The 18,476-nt window shown below is 52.6% G+C and carries 17 protein-coding genes and 1 tRNA gene; 10 read left to right on the top strand and 8 right to left on the bottom strand.

The genetic code is table 11. From position 1 onward, the window contains the following. Positions 1-6: 6 nt before the first annotated feature. A complete protein-coding gene (locus EYB48_RS00310; protein ID WP_162018299.1) occupies positions 7-2,052 on the bottom strand; it encodes a CocE/NonD family hydrolase in 2,046 nt (681 codons plus the stop codon). Between the two features lie 296 nt (positions 2,053-2,348). On the opposite strand from EYB48_RS00310, the gene EYB48_RS00305 reads away from it, so the two are divergent. Next, positions 2,349-2,777: a hypothetical protein gene (locus EYB48_RS00305; RefSeq protein WP_162018298.1), complete on the top strand. Its 429-nt coding sequence runs from the start codon at positions 2,349-2,351 to the stop codon at positions 2,775-2,777. A 64-nt stretch (positions 2,778-2,841) separates the two neighbouring features. On the opposite strand, the gene EYB48_RS00300 is transcribed toward EYB48_RS00305, so the two are convergent. Both EYB48_RS00300 and ppnN read right to left on the bottom strand, forming a co-directional pair. Continuing rightward, positions 2,842-3,798 carry a chemotaxis protein gene (locus EYB48_RS00300; RefSeq protein ID WP_162018297.1) on the bottom strand — a complete coding sequence of 319 codons (957 nt, stop codon included), beginning with the start codon at positions 3,796-3,798 and terminating at the stop codon, positions 2,842-2,844. A gap of 282 nt (positions 3,799-4,080) precedes the next feature. Beyond that, positions 4,081-5,457, bottom strand: coding sequence for a nucleotide 5'-monophosphate nucleosidase PpnN (ppnN, locus tag EYB48_RS00295; RefSeq protein WP_162018296.1), 1,377 nt, complete (start codon positions 5,455-5,457; stop codon positions 4,081-4,083). Between the two features lie 253 nt (positions 5,458-5,710). Between ppnN and EYB48_RS00290 the strand changes: the two genes are divergently transcribed. Both EYB48_RS00290 and EYB48_RS00285 read left to right on the top strand, forming a co-directional pair. After that, positions 5,711-5,787: transfer RNA gene (locus EYB48_RS00290), tRNA-Met, on the top strand. Between the two features lie 177 nt (positions 5,788-5,964). Next, entirely contained in the window at positions 5,965-6,192 is a 228-nt protein-coding gene (locus tag EYB48_RS00285) for a hypothetical protein (RefSeq protein WP_162018295.1), read from the top strand. A 15-nt stretch (positions 6,193-6,207) separates the two neighbouring features. Here EYB48_RS00285 and EYB48_RS00280 read toward each other — a convergent pair whose 3' ends face one another. Together EYB48_RS00280 and EYB48_RS00275 are read right to left on the bottom strand one after the other, a co-directional pair. Next, complete coding sequence (locus EYB48_RS00280; protein ID WP_162018294.1) at positions 6,208-6,999, bottom strand: LytR/AlgR family response regulator transcription factor; 792 nt, start codon at positions 6,997-6,999, stop codon at positions 6,208-6,210. A 5-nt stretch (positions 7,000-7,004) separates the two neighbouring features. After that, entirely contained in the window at positions 7,005-8,042 is a 1,038-nt protein-coding gene (locus EYB48_RS00275) for a sensor histidine kinase (protein ID WP_162018293.1), read from the bottom strand. Between the two features lie 91 nt (positions 8,043-8,133). Between EYB48_RS00275 and argH the strand changes: the two genes are divergently transcribed. Together argH and EYB48_RS00265 are read left to right on the top strand one after the other, a co-directional pair. Then, a complete protein-coding gene (argH, locus tag EYB48_RS00270; protein WP_162018292.1) occupies positions 8,134-9,528 on the top strand; it encodes an argininosuccinate lyase in 1,395 nt (464 codons plus the stop codon). Between the two features lie 140 nt (positions 9,529-9,668). After that, complete coding sequence (locus EYB48_RS00265) at positions 9,669-10,814, top strand: ABC transporter substrate-binding protein (RefSeq protein WP_162018291.1); 1,146 nt, start codon at positions 9,669-9,671, stop codon at positions 10,812-10,814. Between the two features lie 152 nt (positions 10,815-10,966). Here EYB48_RS00265 and pmbA read toward each other — a convergent pair whose 3' ends face one another. Then, entirely contained in the window at positions 10,967-12,319 is a 1,353-nt protein-coding gene (gene pmbA / locus EYB48_RS00260; protein ID WP_162018290.1) for a metalloprotease PmbA, read from the bottom strand. A 204-nt stretch (positions 12,320-12,523) separates the two neighbouring features. Here pmbA and yjgA point away from each other — a divergent pair, with 204 nt between their 5' ends. The 4 genes from yjgA to EYB48_RS00240 all read left to right on the top strand — a co-directional run bounded on the left by yjgA (position 12,524) and on the right by EYB48_RS00240 (position 15,244). Then, on the top strand, positions 12,524-13,126 hold the full coding sequence (gene yjgA / locus EYB48_RS00255) for a ribosome biogenesis factor YjgA (RefSeq protein ID WP_162018289.1): 603 nt from the start codon (positions 12,524-12,526) through the stop codon (positions 13,124-13,126). Continuing rightward, on the top strand, positions 13,119-13,736 hold the full coding sequence (gene mog, locus EYB48_RS00250) for a molybdopterin adenylyltransferase (protein WP_162018288.1): 618 nt from the start codon (positions 13,119-13,121) through the stop codon (positions 13,734-13,736). Before yjgA ends, mog begins: the two co-directional genes overlap by 8 nt. 68 nt (positions 13,737-13,804) lie before the next feature. Further along, on the top strand, positions 13,805-14,476 hold the full coding sequence (locus EYB48_RS00245; RefSeq protein WP_162018287.1) for an alpha/beta hydrolase: 672 nt from the start codon (positions 13,805-13,807) through the stop codon (positions 14,474-14,476). Between the two features lie 93 nt (positions 14,477-14,569). Then, the gene (locus tag EYB48_RS00240; RefSeq protein ID WP_162018286.1) at positions 14,570-15,244 is read left to right on the top strand and encodes a phytanoyl-CoA dioxygenase family protein; all 675 of its coding nucleotides are present in this window, start codon (positions 14,570-14,572) and stop codon (positions 15,242-15,244) included. Between the two features lie 139 nt (positions 15,245-15,383). Here EYB48_RS00240 and EYB48_RS00235 read toward each other — a convergent pair whose 3' ends face one another. After that, positions 15,384-15,926: a YaeQ family protein gene (locus EYB48_RS00235; protein WP_162018285.1), complete on the bottom strand. Its 543-nt coding sequence runs from the start codon at positions 15,924-15,926 to the stop codon at positions 15,384-15,386. Continuing rightward, positions 15,926-16,798 carry a formyltetrahydrofolate deformylase gene (purU, locus tag EYB48_RS00230; RefSeq protein ID WP_162018284.1) on the bottom strand — a complete coding sequence of 291 codons (873 nt, stop codon included), beginning with the start codon at positions 16,796-16,798 and terminating at the stop codon, positions 15,926-15,928. Before purU ends, EYB48_RS00235 begins: the two co-directional genes overlap by 1 nt. Positions 16,799-17,083: 285 nt before the next feature. Between purU and EYB48_RS00225 the strand changes: the two genes are divergently transcribed. Further along, positions 17,084-18,109 (top strand): NADP-dependent oxidoreductase, encoded by a 1,026-nt coding sequence (locus tag EYB48_RS00225; protein WP_162018283.1) that lies wholly within the window; start codon positions 17,084-17,086, stop codon positions 18,107-18,109. Positions 18,110-18,476 lie beyond the last annotated feature (367 nt).

The raw sequence follows: 18,476 nt of genomic DNA, 5'->3' as shown, positions 1-18,476 counted from the left end.
CTATTTTTATTGTGTCAGAGATACAGGATTTTTATTGCTTGTAATGACCTGCACACCCAGACCTGAGGCCTGGGTGGCAGAACGATACACCCTTTGTGTTGCTTTCTGGAAGTCTTCAGGTTTAGCCTGTGGTATTTCCATAAATTTCTGCGGATTGAGGTCGGTCAGCGGAAACCAGGAACTTTGCACCTGCACCATGATGCGATGACCGCGCCGGAACGTATGCAACACATCGGGCATGCTGAACTTCACTTCCGTGACTTCGTTTGGCACAAAAGGCAGAGGCTGTTCAAAACTCTGACGGAACTTGCCACGGAAAGGTTCACCGCGTACCAATTGCTGATAGCCAGCCAGCGTCGTTGAAGGTGGCGGCACATCGCTGCCACGTTCACGTCCACCGCTGCGTTCCGGATAGTCATCAGGATAGACGTCGATCAGTTTCACCACCCAATCCGCATCGCTACCGCTGGTCGACACAAACAGGCGTGGCTGTAGCGGACCCGCGATGGTCACGTCCTGCTCCAGCGGCTCAGTCTGGTACACCAGCACATCCGGCCGCACCGAGGCGAAACGCTGGTCGCTGACCATGTATTCACGCGGCGCACCTGTCGCCACATAGGACACAAATGGCACTGGCTTTTTAGGGTCAGCAATGTATTCATCAAAACCAGTGTTAGCGGCATTTGCGGTATTTACGGCAGCAGGCTGCTTCCAGCTAAGCTTGCCATCAGCACCGAAATACAAAGTCGCCGCTTTCGCCTGTTCAGGCGGCCAGCTTGCATACTGCCGCCAGATATTGGTGCCGGTTTCAAACGCATTCACCTCCGCAACAGATTTGATCTTGGCATCTTTCAGATGATGTTCAAAAAACGGGAACAGTAACTGCTTGCGATAATACTCGCCGGTTTTGCTGTCGAAGCTGACCTGGCCCAGTGATTTGCCATCCGCACCAGCCCAGCCGCCGTGTACCCAGGGTCCGATTACCAGACCATTAAACGGGGCACGTTCGCCATTTTTTTTACTCTGCTGCTTGCGTATCGCCTGATACGTACTGAACGGGCCCTGCACATCTTCTGCGTCATACCAGCCACCTACCGTCAGCACCGCTGCACGGATGTTTTTGAGATGCGGCGTGATATTGCGCTCCTGCCAGAAGGCGTCGTAAGTGCTGTGCACGATAATCGGCATCAGCAGCTCACGTTGCTTATCGCTGAGTTGCGCAGTGATATTCGCCAGCGTCAGATGCTTGAGGAAATACTGATAGCCATCGCGCGTGCCGTAATCAAACTGACCCCAGGTCTTGGGCAGTGGCGTAGGATTTTTTTCGACAGTGAAATTCGAATAAAAATCGAAATTAGCCGCCAGCATGAAAGCGCCGCCATGATAGGAATCATCGCCCATATACAGATCGGTCACTGGCGCCTGAGGCGAAGCCGCTTTAATCGCAGGATGTGAATCGATGATGCTGGCCGAGGTATAAAACCCGGGATAAGAAATACCCCAGATACCAACTTTGCCATTATTGCCCGGCACATTCCTGAGCAGCCATTCCACCGTGTCATGCATATCCTGGCTTTCTACACCCTCACCAGCGGCGCGCGTGGTTTTGGCATGTGGCGTCATTTCCTGCCATACGCCCTCAGACATGTAACGGCCACGTACATCCTGGGTCACGAAGATATAGCCACTTTGCTCAAAATCACGCCCCGGCCCGAGGGAGTTGGGATAAAAATCAACGCCATAGTGCGTTTCGCCACCGGCATGCACGCCGGAGCCGTAAGGCGTGCGCTGCATCAGAAACGGGTAAGTCTGGCTACTATCCTTTGGAACATACACCACAGTAAACAGCTTGACGCCGTCGCGCATCGGTATCTGATATTCGTATTTGGTGTAGCGTTCGCGTACTGTATTGACAGGTGCTTCAGCGCCATCTGCAGCGGCGTTGGCAACAGCGGAGGATGTTGCTGCTTGCGCCAGGCCGACATAACTCTGGGTTACTGCAAACACTGCCAGCGTGAGTACCTTATGTTTGAAGCTAAGGTTTATTTTCATTATTGCTTCCCTAGTTAACTTATTTATTTTCATTTTCGCAGAGATCGCGGCAAACCGACGTTTCAATTTACACAAAATCCTGTTTTCCGCTCAAAAAAGTAGCAGAAGGCAGCACCATAGCGCACATCAGATGCCTCTTTCAGCAAGCTGATTCCCTGCATCAATTTGCTGCTATGATGCAGAAATACGGCAACCTGGGCCGCCCCAAAACTCGAATCTCTGGCACAGGTACACAGATTGCGAATCCCGCAATAAGTTTCCATCCACAGGAAAATAGTAAGGCTAAAGGAGGCATAATGAAAACCTGGATGATCACTGGCACCCTGCTACTCGGATTAGGCGCAGCAACACAGGCACAAGCTGGCGTCCACGCTGGCTTGCGTATCAACCTGACACCGGCTCATTACAGCCATCACCATCATCATTCCTGGTACCGGCCTTATTATGGCGTCGCACCGGTGTACTATGGCCCAGTGTACACGCGCAATATTGTGTACCCGGCTCCGGTAGAAGTCCGGACTGTCTACACCCAGCCGGTAACGACGTATTCCACCAGCAGCTACAGCATAGAACCGGCACCGACCGTCATCTACAGGGATGAAATACGTACAGCTCCACCCATGACCGCCCCCAATGAATGGCTGTATTGCCGGGACCCAGACGGCTTCTATCCCGCCATCAAACAATGTCCGGGCGGATGGCAGAAAGTTGCGGGCAGCAGATAAATCTGTAGATCCTGAATAAAAAAGGACGCCATTAGCGTCCTTTTTTACTTCGGCAGGCAGATGCTTACTTGGCGAGTATCTTACGTATCGCCGCTGCGAGTTCTTCTGCCACAAATTTCGCGACATAGGCGTCGGCGCCTACGGTGCGGATATGCTCTTCATTGGTAGTGCCGGACAAAGAAGAGTGGATGATCACCGGCAGGTGTTTGTAGCGTTCATCCTGTTTGATTTTTCGGGTCAGCGTGAAGCCATCCATTTCCGGCATTTCCAGATCGGTCAGCACCATCGCGACTTTATCGCGCAGTTGTTTGCCTTCGTTCTGGGCTGCTGCTGCGATGACTTGCAATTTATCCCAGGCTTCCTTACCGGTCTTGGTCATAATGAAAGGTGCACCGATAGCGCCCAACGCTTGCTCGATCAGACTACGCGCCACACCGGAATCATCGGCCGCCAGAATGACCGCACCTTCCTTCATTTGTAATTTATCGCCTATGGTTTCCGGATCGACGTCTTTGGTATCAGAAGGCGTGATCTGCCGCAGGATTTGTTCCACGTCCAGCACCTGCGCCAGGCGAGTGTTTTCTGTGTCACCGTCGAGGCGCGCAATACTGGTCACCATGCCGCCAACCGCACTGCTTTCTGCTGACAAGACCTGACTCCAGTCCAGGCGTACGATTTCTTCTACCGATTCCACCGCAAAACCCTGAGTAGTGCGCGCATATTCGGTAACCAGCATGATATTGAGGCCAGTCTTAGGGGTACAGCCAACCACCGATGGCAGATCAATCACGGGAATGATCTGACCGCGCAAATTCACTACGCCCAGCATATGCGGCAGGGAGCCAGCTACAGCGGTAATAGCTGGCATGGCCACGATTTCCCGCACTTTAAATACATTGATACCAAACAGCTCGGACCGGTCGCCGCTGGCATCACCGCCCAGGCGGAACAATAACAACTCAAATTTATTGGAGCCTGTGAGGTTGGTACGTTCATCAACTTCTTGCTGTACGGTACTCATAATAGTTTCCTCAATAGTGAAAAGATCGATACTTGGCTATCTTACCAATTTCACAGGATGAACCCAAAGAAATTGATGTCCCCACAGAAATAATTGCAGCAATGTGTCGCTTTCACATCTTAGGTGATTTATAGCATACGCAACAAGCCCGACTGCATTGTTTCCGTCAACTAATGTTACTTAAATGCATGAATCGTACAAAAACGACTGTCTGTCAGCCAGCCAGCAGCTTTTTGCGACTGACACAGCATCGCAGCGTGCCAGTCCGCACGTCCAACTGGCTTAGCCTGATTTTAAGATACGATAGCAAGGCACATAGGCCTTACCCGGCAGCTTCATCCTGTGCTGCGCAATGAATGCTGTGAGCAAGGTATCCATGGAATCCATAATAGACGGATCCCCCCGCAATTCAAAATGGCCGTGTTTTTCTATCGCACGTATACCCTGATCCTTGACATTACCCGCCACCACACCTGAAAAAGCACGTCTCAGGTTTGCCGCCAGCAAATGCGGCGGCTGGTTTTTATGCAGCGCCAGATTATGCATATTGGCGTGGGTAGGCTCAAACGGATGCTGAAATTCACTGTCGATTTTGAGCATCCAGTTGTAATAGTAGGCATCGCCATGGGCTTTGCGGTAGGCGCGCACCTCGCGAATTCCGGCCTCCACTTCACGTGCGACTTGCGCAGGATCATTGACGATAATTTTGTAACGTTTCTGTGCTTCCGCGCCTATGGTATCGCCAATAAACTGATCTATCTGTCTGAAATAATCGACTGCGCCCTCAGGGCCAGTGAAAATCAGCGGGAAAGGCAAATCGGTATTTTCCGGATGCAGCAGTATGCCGAGCAGATACAGAATTTCTTCCGCTGTACCGGCACCACCAGGAAATACGATCACTGCATGACCGACGCGCACAAAGGCTTCCAGCCGCTTTTCTATATCCGGCAAAATGACCAGATCATTGACGATGGGATTTGGCGCTTCCGCCGCGATGATGCCAGGCTCAGTCAGGCCGATATAGCGGCCTTGCCCGGTTCTTTGCTTGGCATGGCCGATGGTTGCGCCTTTCATCGGCCCCTTCATCGCACCCGGACCACAACCGGTACAGATATCGAGACCACGCAAGCCCAGTTGATAGCCAACCTGCTTGGTGTAGTCGTACTCAGTGCCGGAAATCGAATGTCCGCCCCAGCAGACCACCAGATTCGGGCTGACCTGGGGTCGCAGCAAATTCGCATTCCGCAAAATATGGAATACCGCATCGGTGATTCCCTCGCTGTGGCTCAGATCAAATTTCGCGCCTTGGGCGATTTCAGCATTGATAAATAAAATATCGCGCAATACTGCGAACAGATGTTCCTGTATGCCTTTGATCATCACGCCATCAACGAATGCGCTGGCGGGAGCACCCTTCACATCAAGCTTGATGCCGCGCTCACGTTGAATGATATTAATTTCAAAGTTTTTATAACGCTCCAGCAATTCTTTACCGTCGTCCAGACCGCTGCCGCAATTCAGTACCGCTAAAGCGCAATTGCGGAATAACTGGTACAAACCGCCATGGCTGCTATCGAGCAGGCGTCCGACCTCGGCTTTGGATAAAACTTCCATTCTGCCTTCAGGCGAGATTTGGGTATCGTAAGTAGCTTGACTCATGATGGCTCTCCTTATTTTTATCAGCCTGTGGTGATGCAACAGCGAGGCAGCATTTCACTGACCAACTGTTTCCTAAAACCATGTTGCCTATTATGCAGTGTTTCACTGCACAAGCAATCCTTGGAGCCAATAAAATTCAAGCACTGCCACGCAGACTGCAGAAAAGCGCGATAAAAAAGAATGAAATAAAAAATAAATCCGGCATCCCCCTTGTATATACCAGTCCGGCCATGTATTATTCGGCCTCTTCAGACGCGGGGTGGAGCAGTCTGGCAGCTCGTCGGGCTCATAACCCGAAGGTCGTAGGTTCAAATCCTGCCCCCGCAACCAGAATTCCCAAAGCCACCGGCTGCTATGCAGCGTTAAGGTGGCTTTGTTATTTGCACGAAGGATGTTGTTCAAGCGCGCTTCAGTGACAGACTGAACTCGCCTGATGAGCATCATGTCAATGCGCTGCATTCTGGCAGCTGATGCCTATGTGTCCTGCACTCAGTTCAAATTAGTCCGATGAAAGATTACAAAGACAACGCCACGATGGAATTACCGGGTTTGAACGAACCCATGCCTGAAAACAGCGATCACAAAAAATCGCAGGCAAATTCAAAACGCGGCAAAGTCATGAAACAGGTGCAACTGGATTTACTGGCCGACCTGGGACCCACCGATATCAGTGGCCTGCCTGCCTGGGTCAACGATGAGAATCTGGATCTGAGCGGATTACCGGTCTGGCGCTGAGGCTCATGGCAGCGACTACTTCAGCAAAGCCTTAATCACCGCCCACTGGCGACGCGAAATCAGTAATTTTTCTTCGCTGCCAGTGATGCGTAACTGCCAGACTTCACTGACCTTTTCCTGCTCACTGCCAGAGTCGGCAATTAACAAGGTTTTTTCCACGCCGGCGATAGCGGCGCGCGCTACCAGCGCATTGCGATGCACTCTGACAAACAAGCCACTGAACTCTTCTTCCAATGCGGTCAGGGACTCTTCGATCAGATATTCTTTCTGTGCCGTGTGCAGACTCACATATTTCTGCTCCGCCTTCAGATACAGCACCTCTGTGACAGGCACCAAGCTGATGCGACCACGCTCAGCCACTGAAAAATGCTGGCGCGAAGCAGTTAATTCTGATTGCTGCGTTATTTGCCGCTGCCGCAACTGCGCGCGACTGGCAACGCGTTTCAAGGCATCTGCCAGCCGTGTCGCACGCACCGGTTTGAGCAGATAATCACTGGCATGCACATCGAATGCACGCAATGCATATTCTTCGTAAGCCGTGACAAAAATAATGTCCGGCACTTCCTCAGGTTCCATCAAGGTATGCAGTTTTTCCGCAAACTCAATGCCATTGAGTAGCGGCATTTGCACATCCAGCAAAATCACATCCGGCTTCAGGGCCTGGATTTGCGCCAGCGCCTCCATCACCTGACCACACTCGCCCAGCAATTGATGCGGCAATTCCGCAGCGATATCACCCAGCAAAGTCTGTAACCGCTGGCGTGCAGGCAATTCATCATCAACTATGTATAAACGAATAGGCGTCATGGTCTTCAGCGGCGTGCCGGAAAATGCAGTTTCACTTCAAAGTAGCCATCCACAGCCATACTGCTCATGCCTGCCTCTACGTCATAGAGCAAAGCCAGACGCTGCCGGATGTTTTCCAGCGCCATCTGATTGCCAGATGGCGTACCGGATCGCGCATGCTGCGGGTTTCTGATACGGATTTCAATCTTATTTAAACTTTTTTTCAATTGAATTGAAATGTCAGACTTTTCTGCCGATGGCTCCACGCCGTAATGCACCGCATTTTCTATCAAAGGCTGCAACAGCAAAGAGGGAATCTCTACCTCCCTTGCGTCGTTGTCTGCCAGATCAGTCCTATCCCAGATAACATTGAGCCGCTCCCCCAGCCGCAAAGTTTCTATCGCCAGGTATTGCTCACACAGCCGCAATTCATCGCGCAGGCTGATCATGGTCCGCGTGTCGCGCATCAGTATGCGGAATAAGTCTGACAAATCCTCCAGCACCACCTCCGCGCGGCGCGGATCACTCCGGATCAGCGACAAGGCTGTATTGAGGCTGTTAAACAGAAAGTGAGGACGGATGCGGGCCTGCAAAGCCTGCAGCCTGGCCTCGCCCAGCGCCGGCGAAAAGGCACGCGTACGCATTTCAAAATACTGTTGAAACAGCAGTCCGGCACAGCCCGCTGCCAACACCACGAAAGCCAGATCCAGCCTGGGGAAAATCAAAGCAAACCAATCCATACTGCGCAGTGACACAACCGCCAGCCAGCTCACCAGTGCCGGCAGCAGTGCACACAGGCTACGCTGCAAATGCGGTGACAGATAGACCTGATACAGAGCACGCCGGCACAGGCACAGTAAAAACAGCGAACACAGGCAGATCAGCTCTATCAGTATTGAGGCCTCCATGAAATTACCCAGCACCAGCCAGACACTGTCGCCACGCGACCACAATCCGGCCAGCACCACTACACTAACCGCGAGCAGCACGCGAAAAACCACGCCCAGATTGCAGCAATCCGGGATGTAGGGCTCAAAGCTGGAGGCAGGTGTTTTCTTACTCATCGATGCTTTTATTCGGGAAAATGGGACGCTTGCTTTATAATCTGCTGAAAACTTACCGCAAACCGCTGCCTTTTACGGCAAACCATTCATTATGACATCACAATTCAATAAAAAAAGCGAAGCCTGGTCGGCGCGCTTCTCTGAACCTGTTTCTGATCTGGTCAAACGTTACACCGCTTCGGTCTTCTTTGACAACCGCATGGCGCTGGTTGATATCCAGGGTTCGCTGGCACATGCTGAAATGCTGTGCGCACAGCACATCATCAGCACTCAGGATTACGCCGATATTCAGCGTGGCATGCAGCAAATACTGGATGAAATTGAGTCAGGCAAATTTGAATGGCTGCTGGATCTGGAAGATGTGCATCTGAATATAGAAAAGCGACTGACCGAACTGGTGGGTGACGCTGGCAAGCGCCTGCATACCGGCCGCTCCAGAAATGATCAGGTCGCGACCGATATCCGTCTGTATATGCGCTCTGCCATCGATAATATCGTCGATCTGTTGCGCGCTTTGCGCTCGGCACTGATTGATCTGGCTGAAAAAAATGCAGCCACCATCCTGCCTGGTTTCACCCATATGCAGGTAGCACAACCAATCACCTTCGGCCACCACATACTGGCCTATGTGGAAATGTTTGGGCGCGATACCGAGCGCATGCTGGATTGCCGCAAACGGGTCAACCGCTTGCCACTGGGCGCCGCTGCGCTGGCCGGCACCACCTTCCCGATTGACCGTGAACGCGTGGCAAAAACCCTGGGCTTTGATGAAGTGTGCTACAACTCGCTCGATGCCGTATCTGACCGCGATTTTGCGATTGAATTCTGCGCGGCGGCCGCACTGGTGATGACCCATATTTCACGCATGTCGGAAGAGCTGGTAATCTGGATGAGCCCACGGGTAGGCTTCATTGATATCGCCGACCGCTTCTGCACCGGCTCATCGATCATGCCGCAAAAGAAAAACCCTGATGTGCCAGAACTGGCGCGTGGCAAAACCGGTCGCGTCAATGGTCACCTGATCGCCTTGCTGACCCTGATGAAAGGCCAGCCTTTAGCCTACAACAAAGACAATCAGGAAGACAAAGAACCTTTGTTTGACACGGTTGATACCGTGGTCGATACCCTGCGAATTTTCGCTGACATGGCAACCGGCATCAGCGTGAAGCCAGAAGCCATGCGTGCCGCTGCTTTGCAAGGCTATGCGACCGCAACTGATCTCGCGGATTACCTGGTGAAAAAAGGTTTGCCATTCCGCGATGCGCACGAGGCTGTTGCCCATGCGGTCAAAACCTGCGTCGAAAAAGGCTGCGACCTGAGCGATATGTCGCTGCAGGAATTACAAACCTACTCGACACTGATAGAAGCTGATATTTTCTCCGTACTGACACTGGAAGGCTCAGTCGCTGCGCGCAATCATGTAGGCGGCACGGCACCTGAACAAGTACGACTGGCAATTGCGCGTGCGCGTCAGCAGCTGGCTTAATGTGCCCTGGTCCGCGTTCGCGCGGACCACTTAGCGTCATCCCAGGCACTCATCGACAACAGGAGTCGCGTTCCTGATTGCTGATAGTTGAGCTACACCATACAATCTGCTGACAATGATTAAAAGCGTCCGGAGATACAATGTCGCAGCAGTTTAAGTTTTTTGCCGCACTCTTTGCCCTGTCCCCATTACTGGCGCAGGCAGCCGACATCCGCATTGGCCTTGCTGCCGCCTTAAGCGGCCCTACCATCAAGTATGGTGGCCCGATCCGGAATGGGCTGATGCTCGCGGCCGACAGCATCAATGCTCAAGGCGGCATCAATGGCGATAAGCTGGTATTGGTGGTTGCCGATGAACAGGGTAAAAAAGAAGAGGCGATCAATGTCTTTAAAAAACTGATTTATCAGGATAAGGTATTGATGCTGTTTGGCCCTACCCTGTCTAACTCCGCATTCGCGGCCGATCCTGTCGCCAATCTGGCCAAAACTGTGGTGTTCGCGACCAGCAATACGGCTGATGGCATTACGGCCATGGGCCCCTACACTTTCCGCAATTCAGTCACAGAAGCAGACGTATTACCGACCACGGTACGCGCCGCGATCAGACAGTTCCAGATTAAAAAGGTCGCCATCATTTATGGCAATGACGATGCGTTCACCAAGAGCGGCTATGATGTGTTCAAAAACACACTGGCAGATCAACGGGTTATCGTCACCAACACAGAAACCTATGGCAAAGGCGAACTGTCCTTCAAAGCGCAACTCAACAGAATTAAAGATTCAGCGCCCGATGCCATCGTATGCTCTTGCCTGACCGAAGAAGCCGCCAACATCATCCTGCAAACCCGCTCACTGGGCATGAGACAACCCTTCATCGGTGGTAATGGCTTTAACTCATCTAAGCTGTTTGATATAGCCAAAGATGCCGCAGACAACACGCTGATGGGCAGCCCCTGGTCGGCTGAAAACGCTACCGCCAGCAATAAGCAGTTCCTGACCGACTACCGCGCCAGATATAAGAGTGAGCCAGATCAATTCGCAGCGCAGGCTTATGATGCGATGTACATCGTGGCGGAAGCGCTCAAAACGATACGCTTAAGCGGTGACCTCGCGAAAGACCGCATCGCCTTGCGCGATGCATTGCCTCAGGTTCGGTATGAAGGCGCGACTGGCAAGTTTGCGTTCCGCAAAGCGCCTGCCAGAGATGGCAAGGAATCCGGCTACGATGCGCAGCAGGAAGCCATCGTCAATATCGCCAAAGGTGGCAAATTCGTTTTACTAAAATAAAACCTGCGCAAATTCGGCACAAAAATCAGCACAAAATCGGCAATACAGTCTGAACTACAAACAACAACGGCAGGGATACTCATCCCTGCCGTTGTGTATATTCATTGCACGAATCAGCCTGACTGCACCCCTGCATTTAATTCCTGAATTCCTTAATTCCCCGCCACCATCATGTTTTCAATCAGGATGGAGCCGGTCTGTTTGGTGCCACGGATCAGTGTGTCATTACCGATTGCGACGATTTGACGGAACATATCGCGCATATTGCCAGCAATCGTGATTTCTTCAACCGGATATTGGATTTCGCCGTTCTCCACCCAGTAGCCAGATGCGCCACGCGAATAATCGCCCGTCACATAATTCACGCCTTGCCCCATCAGCTCAGTCACCAGCAAACCGGTACCCATTTTTTTGAGCATACCGGCAAAATGATCACCCCGTTTGGTTTGCGAAGACAGCAGGCTCAGGTTATGGGAACCACCGGCATTACCAGTAGTTTGCATCCCGAGCTTACGCGCCGAATACGAGGACAGGAAATAGCCCTGCAATATGCCTTGTGTGACCACTTCACGCTTGCTGGTGCGCACACCCTCATCATCAAACGGAGACGAGCCCACAGCACCCGGCACATGCGGATCTTCCAGCACTTGTATATGCGATGGGAAAATCTGCGTACCCAGGCTATCGAGCAAGAAGCTGGATTTACGGTATAAAGCACCACCGGAGGTAGCCTGCACAAATGCACCCAATATGCCTGCAGCTAAAGGTGCCTCAAACAAGACCGGGCATTGACGGGTTGTCAGCTTGCGTCCGTGCAGGCGCGCCAGCGCACGCTCGGCAGCGTAGCGGCCTATTTCTTCGGGCTTAGCCAATTTGGCAGGATTACGTTGTGAGGAGTACCAGTCATCGCGCTGCATGGCTGCCCCCTTACCGGCAATCGGTGCTACGGAAATGGTATGGCGTGAGATCGGATAGCCACCGATGAAACCGCGCGAATTTGCAGCCACAAAATGCGACTGCTGCACATGTACGCTGGCGCCTTCACTATTCGTGATGCGCTTATCGACCGCAAAGGCAGCCGCTTCGGTACGCCGGGCGATTTCTATCGCTTCTTCCGCACTGATCTGCCACGGGTAACACAGCTTCAGATCACGCGGTGCCAGCTCCAGCATATCGGCATCCGGCAAACCGGCGCAGTCATCCTCGGCAGTGAAGCGCGCGATATTGTAGGCAGCATCCACCGTGTCACGCAGCGCACGTTCAGAAAAATCCGAAGTGCTGGCATTACCACGACGCTGACCCAGATAGACTGTAATTCCTATGCCTTTATCGCGGTTCAGCTCTATCGTCTCTACCTTCCCTTTGCGCACGCTGATCGACAGACCGCCACCTTCGCTGATCTCGACCGCCGCATCCGACGCGCCTTTTTCTTTCGCAAAACGTAACATATCATTCGCGATCTGCCGCAACTGATCCTGGGAATGGGAGAACACGGGTTTGCTCATAGACGTTTTCTTTACTATAAATACGAGGATAGGACTGCCAGTTCTTAGGCCGATGCGACACCGGAAACTGCGCACTGCAGACAGCGTGCAGCAGTTTTTCCACTGCATCCCGGCTGCCAGAATGGGCATTTTTGTCGCGGCGCCCACTAAAACGGGTATCATAGCAGCCGTTTCATAAAGTTTATACAGTAAAGGCGCAGAATTATGCCAAATCCAAACCGTGGCTCATGTGGCTACCAATCCAACGAGTTCGAACAAGAGTACGAACGTCCATCAAAATCCCAGCTCAAGCGCGAGATGACCGCCTTGCAAAAACTGGGAGAAGAACTGGTTGAACAGCCGCGTGACCGTGTCAAACGCGTTCCTATGCCAGAAGACGTGCGCGACGCGATTCTGGAATGCCAGCAAATCAAGAACCACGAAGGCCGCCGCCGCCAGATGCAATATGTCGGCAAAAAAATGCGCACGCTTGATGAAGAAGAAGTCGCGCTGATACAGAAAACCATCGATAGCTGGAAAGGCGCATCCAAATCCGAGACTGCAGCGATGCATGCACTGGAACGCCGCCGCGACAAATTGCTGGCCGATGACAATGCGCTCACAGAATTGCTGGCTGAGCATCCGGAACTGGATGTGCAGCAGTTACGCACCATGATCCGCAATGCGCGTAAAGAGCAGGCTGAGAACAAAGCACCGAAAGCCTATCGCGAAATCTTCCAGATCCTGAAACAGATCAGCAAAAAACCAGCTGGCGCGCAGGACGAGGCCGATGAAGAAGATGCTGAGGACGAAGCCTTCGATGAGTGATACCGAACGCGCTCTACGTATCGGTCTGGTCTCAGTATCAGACCGTGCTTCGGCCGGTATTTATCAGGATCAGGGCTTACCCGCTTTGCAGGACTGGTTTAGTCAGGCACTGGCCACGCCCTGGCATCTGGAAACCCGTCTGATTCCTGACGAGCGCAGCGCGATCGAAGCAGCACTGACAGAACTGGTCGACCACGCGCATTGCGATCTGGTGGTCACGACCGGTGGCACTGGCCCTTCGCGGCGCGATGTGACGCCGGAAGCGACACTGGCGGTGGGCACCAAAGAAATGCCTGGCTTTGGCGAGCAAATGCGTCAGATCAGTCTGCGCTTTGTGCCGACAGCCATCCTGTCACGTCAGGTCGCGGTAATACGCGAAACCGACAGCCATGCTGCGCTGATCATGAATTTACCGGGTCAGCCCAAATCGATTAAAGAAACTCTGGAAGGCTTACGGGATGCGGATGGCAAGCTGCTGTTGCCCGGCATCTTTGCTGCTGTACCGTATTGCATCGATCTGATCGGCGGCCCGTATGTGGAAACCCATGCCGCTGTATGTCAGGCCTTCCGCCCGAAATCAGCAATACGCAAACAGCCAGACCCAGCCTGAAACGGCATAGTAAGCACCGCTTCAATACCCAACACCGCGTTAACACTTAACCTGAGCATCAGTCTGTCATGAGCCAATACCTGACCACCATAGAACTGGAAAGCGCCCCGCAAGCAACTGCCTCCATCATCTGGATGCATGGACTGGGTGCGGACGCCAATGATTTCGTCCCTATCGTCAAAGAGCTGGATTTACGCGCCTGTCCGCCTATCCGCTTTGTGTTTCCGAATGCGCCAACCATGCCGGTCACCATTAACGGCGGCTACGTCATGCGCGCCTGGTACGACATACTGGGCACCGACATCGCCAGACGTGAAGATGAAGCTGGCCTGCGTCAGTCACAAGGGGAAATAGAAAAACTGATCGGCAGAGAAATCGAGCGCGGCATACCTGCACATCGCATCATCCTGGCTGGTTTCTCCCAAGGCTGCGCCATGACTTTGCAAACCGGCTTGCGCTACCCGCAGCAACTGGGCGGCATGCTGTGCCTGTCCGGCTATGTACCACTCAGCGAACACATCGCTGCCGAGCGTCATCCTGCTAACCAGAATACACCGATATTCCTGGTGCATGGCGTGGCTGATCCCGTGATCCCTCTGCAGCGCGCAGAGCAATCGCGTCAGTTACTGGAACAATGCGGCTACCAGATAGAATGGCATACCTACCCGATGCCTCACTCCGTCTGCGCGGAAGAAATCGTCGATATCGGCAACTGGCTGACCAAGGTATTGGCAGACTGAGCTGATTAACGGATATGCGCAAGGCTTCCACGGACGCTTTGTGCTTATCTGCACTTCACTTCAGACATGATTTCTCAGCACTGCTCGTCCAACATGCAAACGGAATTGCATGCAAATGGCTACTTCATTCTCAGGAAATTCCTGAACTCTGCCGAACTTGAAGCCTTGGGTTCCGCCTGCACACCGGTTCAGGCACAGTATGGCGTCAGACAAGTACTGCAACAGTATCCGGCAATTCAGGCTGCGCTTCCGGTTTCAGCAATGAATACCGTGCTTAACGCGCTAGACCTGAGCGCAGCGAGCACGGTACGCGGTCTGTTTTTCAATAAAAATGCAGCACACAACTGGCTGGTTCCCTGGCACCAGGATAAAACTATTTGCGTCAATACTTCTTCAGCCAGATTGAGTGAATATCAAAAATGGACGCAGAAAAATGGTATTTTTCATGTGGAGCCACCGGCAGATATCCTCAATAGTATGCTGACCTGGCGCTTCGCACTTGACGATAGCGACCGGGATAATGGCGCACTGAAGGTGATCCCCGGCAGTCATCAGGCAGGAAAATTGACGCTGGAAGAAATCAGCCAGCGCAGCGCAGCTGACCAAAGTCACTACTGCGAGCTGCAGGCTGGCGATGTACTACTGATGCGGCCTTTACTACTGCATGCGTCAGATAAATCCCGACTATGCCAGCAAAGGCGAATTCTGCATCTTGAAATGAGTGCAGCCTCACTGCCCTTTCCCTTACAGTGGGCAGAGCGCACATAATTGAGTACTGCCAGAAAACTGCCGCTCAAACTGACTGCATCGGGCAAAAAGATTCAAAGCAAGATACGCCAGGCCCAGCAAGAACAGGATGAGCACATGTGCTCCATGCTGTCTGGCTGGCCAGCATGTACACATAGGATCAGCTAAAGTCTTTCAGCGTTTCCACATCGATCTGTACCGATACCTCACCGGCTGACAGCCAGATTTGACCATCCTGTATCGTGCATTGCAATTGCATGGTGCGTTGTGCCAGTTTTTCCAGTGCCTGACTTTGTTCGGACGGGATATTTCTGACGCACAGATTTTTCGCGCGGTCTAAGCGGCTATTCATCTGCTTCCACCAGACATCACTGGCACTGGCATAGCTGTATACATACACCTTATCAGAACGGCCGCAAGCCTTTAACAAGCGGCGGTCATCCGGCTGGCCGACTTCTATCCAGGTCTGGATCGCATCGGTATAGTCTTTTTCCCATAAATCGGGTTCTTCTGTATCCGAAATCCCTTTGCCGAATTCCAGCCTTTCTGCGGCATGAATAGCGAAAGCTAAGACCCGCACCATCATGCGTTCATCGGTTTCCGACGGATGTCTTGCGATGGTCAGGTTGTGATCCGCGTAGTAGCCGCGGTCCATATCAGAAATATTGAGTTCTGCTTTATAAATGATCGATTTTAATGCCATTATTTGAATACGACTGTCTTATGTCCGTTAACTAAAATTCTGTGCTCCACAAAGCACTTGACTGCGCGTGCCAGAACTACGCATTCCACATCGCGCCCGATTGCGGTGAGTTCTTCCGGCCCCATCGCATGATCAACCCGCGCCACGTCCTGCTCAATAATCGGACCTTCATCCAGATCACTGGTCACAAAATGCGCGGTCGCGCCGATCAGCTTCACGCCGCGTTCGTGCGCCTGGTAATACGGTTTCGCGCCTTTAAAGCTGGGCAGGAAAGAATGATGGATATTAATGGCGCGGCCTTTCAGATCCTCACACATCTGCTGTGACAGTATCTGCATGTAACGCGCCAGCACGACCAGCTCCACATCCTGCGCTTCAGCGATTTCCAGGATCTTTTTCTCCTGCGCGCGCTTGAGACCTTCCGGCGCCCCGGCTGCTAAGGGCAAATGATGGAAAGGAATGTTATAGCTGGCGGCCAGTTGGTAAAAATCCGGATGATTCGACACGATGGCACGTATATCTACCGGCAGCAAACCGCTTTTATGGCGGAACAATAAATCATTCAGGCAGTGACCTATGCGTGACACCAGTATCATCACACGCGGCTTATGATGCGCGTCATGTAACTGCCATTCCATGCCCAGTTCCTGCGCCAGTCCGGCAAATGCCGCATGCAATACCGTATGACTCGCGCTGTCATCCTCTGCTGCAAAATGCACGCGCATAAAGAAGCTGGCGGATTGTGCATCGCCGAACTGGGCTGAGTCAATGATATTGCATGCATATTGGCTCAGTAAGCCGGATACGCGATGCACGATGCCGCGCTGATCGGGACAGGACAAGGTCAGGATAAATTCAGGTTTTTGACTCATTTTCGTTTTTTCGTTGGTTCAGCTATTCTGACGAATAGGGTTTTCAAATAATATTCGGATAATGCTGCAAACAGCGCAGTGTGCATTGTCGCATGAGAACGCGTTTTTATTCAGACCGGGCAAGGCCAGCGGCACTGAGAAAATCCAGATTCATCAAAAAAATTTAAAAAGTACGATCGTTCTATTTATTCTGATTTGATGTATATTGTGTGCGGCGACAAAAAAGAGATTCCCCCCGCACCGCGCGTGCACGCTGATATCCCCCCCTAAAAAAACGGAGACGACATGAACGCAAGCATCAACCACCAAATCCGCCTGGCAGCCCGCCCGGTCGGCTTACCACAAGCCAGCGACTGGCAATTCACCGAAGAGCCGCTGCGCGACTTGCAGGACGGCGAAATCCTGGTCAGAACCATTTACCTGTCGCTGGACCCGGCCATGCGTGGCTGGATGAATGAAGGTAAATCCTATATACGCCCGGTTGCGATCGGTGAAGTCATGCGTGCGGGCGGCATCGGCCAGGTGGTCGCCTCCAAATCGCCGCGTTTTAAAGCGGGTGATTATGTGTCCGGCGGAACCGGTGTGCAGGAATACTGGATAGGCGACGCCAATGATAAACACGCGGCGTTTTATCCGGTCTCGCCCAAGCTGGCGGCGCTGCCAAAATTTCTGAATGCGCTGGGTATGCCGGGGATGACCGCGTATTTCGGCCTGCTCGATGTCGGACAACCCAAGGCTGGCGAAACCGTGGTGGTGTCAGGTGCCGCCGGTGCGGTAGGACAAACCGTGGGCCAGGTCGCCAAACAAAAAGGCTGCCGCGTGGTGGGCATCGCAGGCGGCAAAGAGAAATGTGATTTCGTGGTCAATGAACTGGGTTTTGACGCCTGCATAGACTATAAAAACAGCTCAGTCAAAGAAGGACTCAAAACACATTGCCCGAATGGCGTGGATATCTACTTCGACAACGTCGGCGGCGACATTCTCGATACGGTGCTGACCCGCATCAACCTGAAAGCACGCATCATCATTTGCGGCGCGATCTCCCAGTACAACAACACCTCGCCAGTGAAAGGCCCGGCGAATTACCTGTCTTTACTGGTCAACCGCGCACGCATGGAGGGCATCGTGGTGTTTGATTATGCGAGCCGCTATGCGGAAGCCGTTGCTGAAATGGGCGCCTGGATGCAGCAGGGACAATTCCATACCCGCGAAGATATCGTGCAAGGCTTAGCACAATTCCCGCAAGCCCTGCTGATGCTGTTTGAAGGTAAAAATTTCGGCAAACTGATACTGCAAGTCTCGGACGAATAAAGCAGATAGCAGTAAATAAACTGCCGGTCAAAAACTGGAGGGACTGGAGGAGCTGGCTGATGCCGGCTCTTCCACTTGCCCACTATCCTATCTATATGCAGCGTTGACGCTCAGCGTACATATCGCTACATCACCGCCCCACCGCTTTGCCCAACTCCTTAACTATCTCACTTTTGCACGGCTACCTCAGACCAGCCTGCCGCCGCTGCTTCAGCGCTCAAGTCTGAATCCGCTACCACGCCATTTCTGTCTTGCGGTCTTCGCAGGCTGGTGACAAGAACGGGCAATAAACGCTGAAAAGTGCGCTGCTTGCCCGCCCTGCTCTTTTTAAGCCTGCGCGCTAAATATATTTGACTTTTCGCAAATC

The organism is Cognatundibacterium crateris, assembly GCF_010078235.1.
Classification (GTDB): domain Bacteria; phylum Pseudomonadota; class Gammaproteobacteria; order Burkholderiales; family Burkholderiaceae_D; genus Undibacterium; species Undibacterium crateris.
The sequence above is the reverse complement of the archived record's forward strand: the minus strand, read 5'-3'. Positions and strand labels throughout refer to the sequence as shown.

What these genes read in the sequence shown, in the direction of transcription:
- purU (WP_162018284.1), bottom strand. Translation starts at nt 16,798, where the DNA reads ATGAGTCAAAAACCTGAATTTATCCTGACCTTGTCCTGTCCCGATCAG.
- EYB48_RS00275 (WP_162018293.1), bottom strand. Translation starts at nt 8,042, where the DNA reads ATGAGTAAGAAAACACCTGCCTCCAGCTTTGAGCCCTACATCCCGGAT.
- EYB48_RS00310 (WP_162018299.1), bottom strand. Translation starts at nt 2,052, where the DNA reads ATGAAAATAAACCTTAGCTTCAAACATAAGGTACTCACGCTGGCAGTG.
- argH (WP_162018292.1), top strand. Translation starts at nt 8,134, where the DNA reads ATGACATCACAATTCAATAAAAAAAGCGAAGCCTGGTCGGCGCGCTTC.
- EYB48_RS00240 (WP_162018286.1), top strand. Translation starts at nt 14,570, where the DNA reads ATGCAAACGGAATTGCATGCAAATGGCTACTTCATTCTCAGGAAATTC.
- ppnN (WP_162018296.1), bottom strand. Translation starts at nt 5,457, where the DNA reads ATGAGTCAAGCTACTTACGATACCCAAATCTCGCCTGAAGGCAGAATG.
- yjgA (WP_162018289.1), top strand. Translation starts at nt 12,524, where the DNA reads ATGCCAAATCCAAACCGTGGCTCATGTGGCTACCAATCCAACGAGTTC.
- mog (WP_162018288.1), top strand. Translation starts at nt 13,119, where the DNA reads ATGAGTGATACCGAACGCGCTCTACGTATCGGTCTGGTCTCAGTATCA.
- EYB48_RS00225 (WP_162018283.1), top strand. Translation starts at nt 17,084, where the DNA reads ATGAACGCAAGCATCAACCACCAAATCCGCCTGGCAGCCCGCCCGGTC.
- EYB48_RS00300 (WP_162018297.1), bottom strand. Translation starts at nt 3,798, where the DNA reads ATGAGTACCGTACAGCAAGAAGTTGATGAACGTACCAACCTCACAGGC.
- EYB48_RS00235 (WP_162018285.1), bottom strand. Translation starts at nt 15,926, where the DNA reads ATGGCATTAAAATCGATCATTTATAAAGCAGAACTCAATATTTCTGAT.
- EYB48_RS00305 (WP_162018298.1), top strand. Translation starts at nt 2,349, where the DNA reads ATGAAAACCTGGATGATCACTGGCACCCTGCTACTCGGATTAGGCGCA.
- pmbA (WP_162018290.1), bottom strand. Translation starts at nt 12,319, where the DNA reads ATGAGCAAACCCGTGTTCTCCCATTCCCAGGATCAGTTGCGGCAGATC.
- EYB48_RS00285 (WP_162018295.1), top strand. Translation starts at nt 5,965, where the DNA reads ATGAAAGATTACAAAGACAACGCCACGATGGAATTACCGGGTTTGAAC.
- EYB48_RS00280 (WP_162018294.1), bottom strand. Translation starts at nt 6,999, where the DNA reads ATGACGCCTATTCGTTTATACATAGTTGATGATGAATTGCCTGCACGC.
- EYB48_RS00245 (WP_162018287.1), top strand. Translation starts at nt 13,805, where the DNA reads ATGAGCCAATACCTGACCACCATAGAACTGGAAAGCGCCCCGCAAGCA.
- EYB48_RS00265 (WP_162018291.1), top strand. Translation starts at nt 9,669, where the DNA reads ATGTCGCAGCAGTTTAAGTTTTTTGCCGCACTCTTTGCCCTGTCCCCA.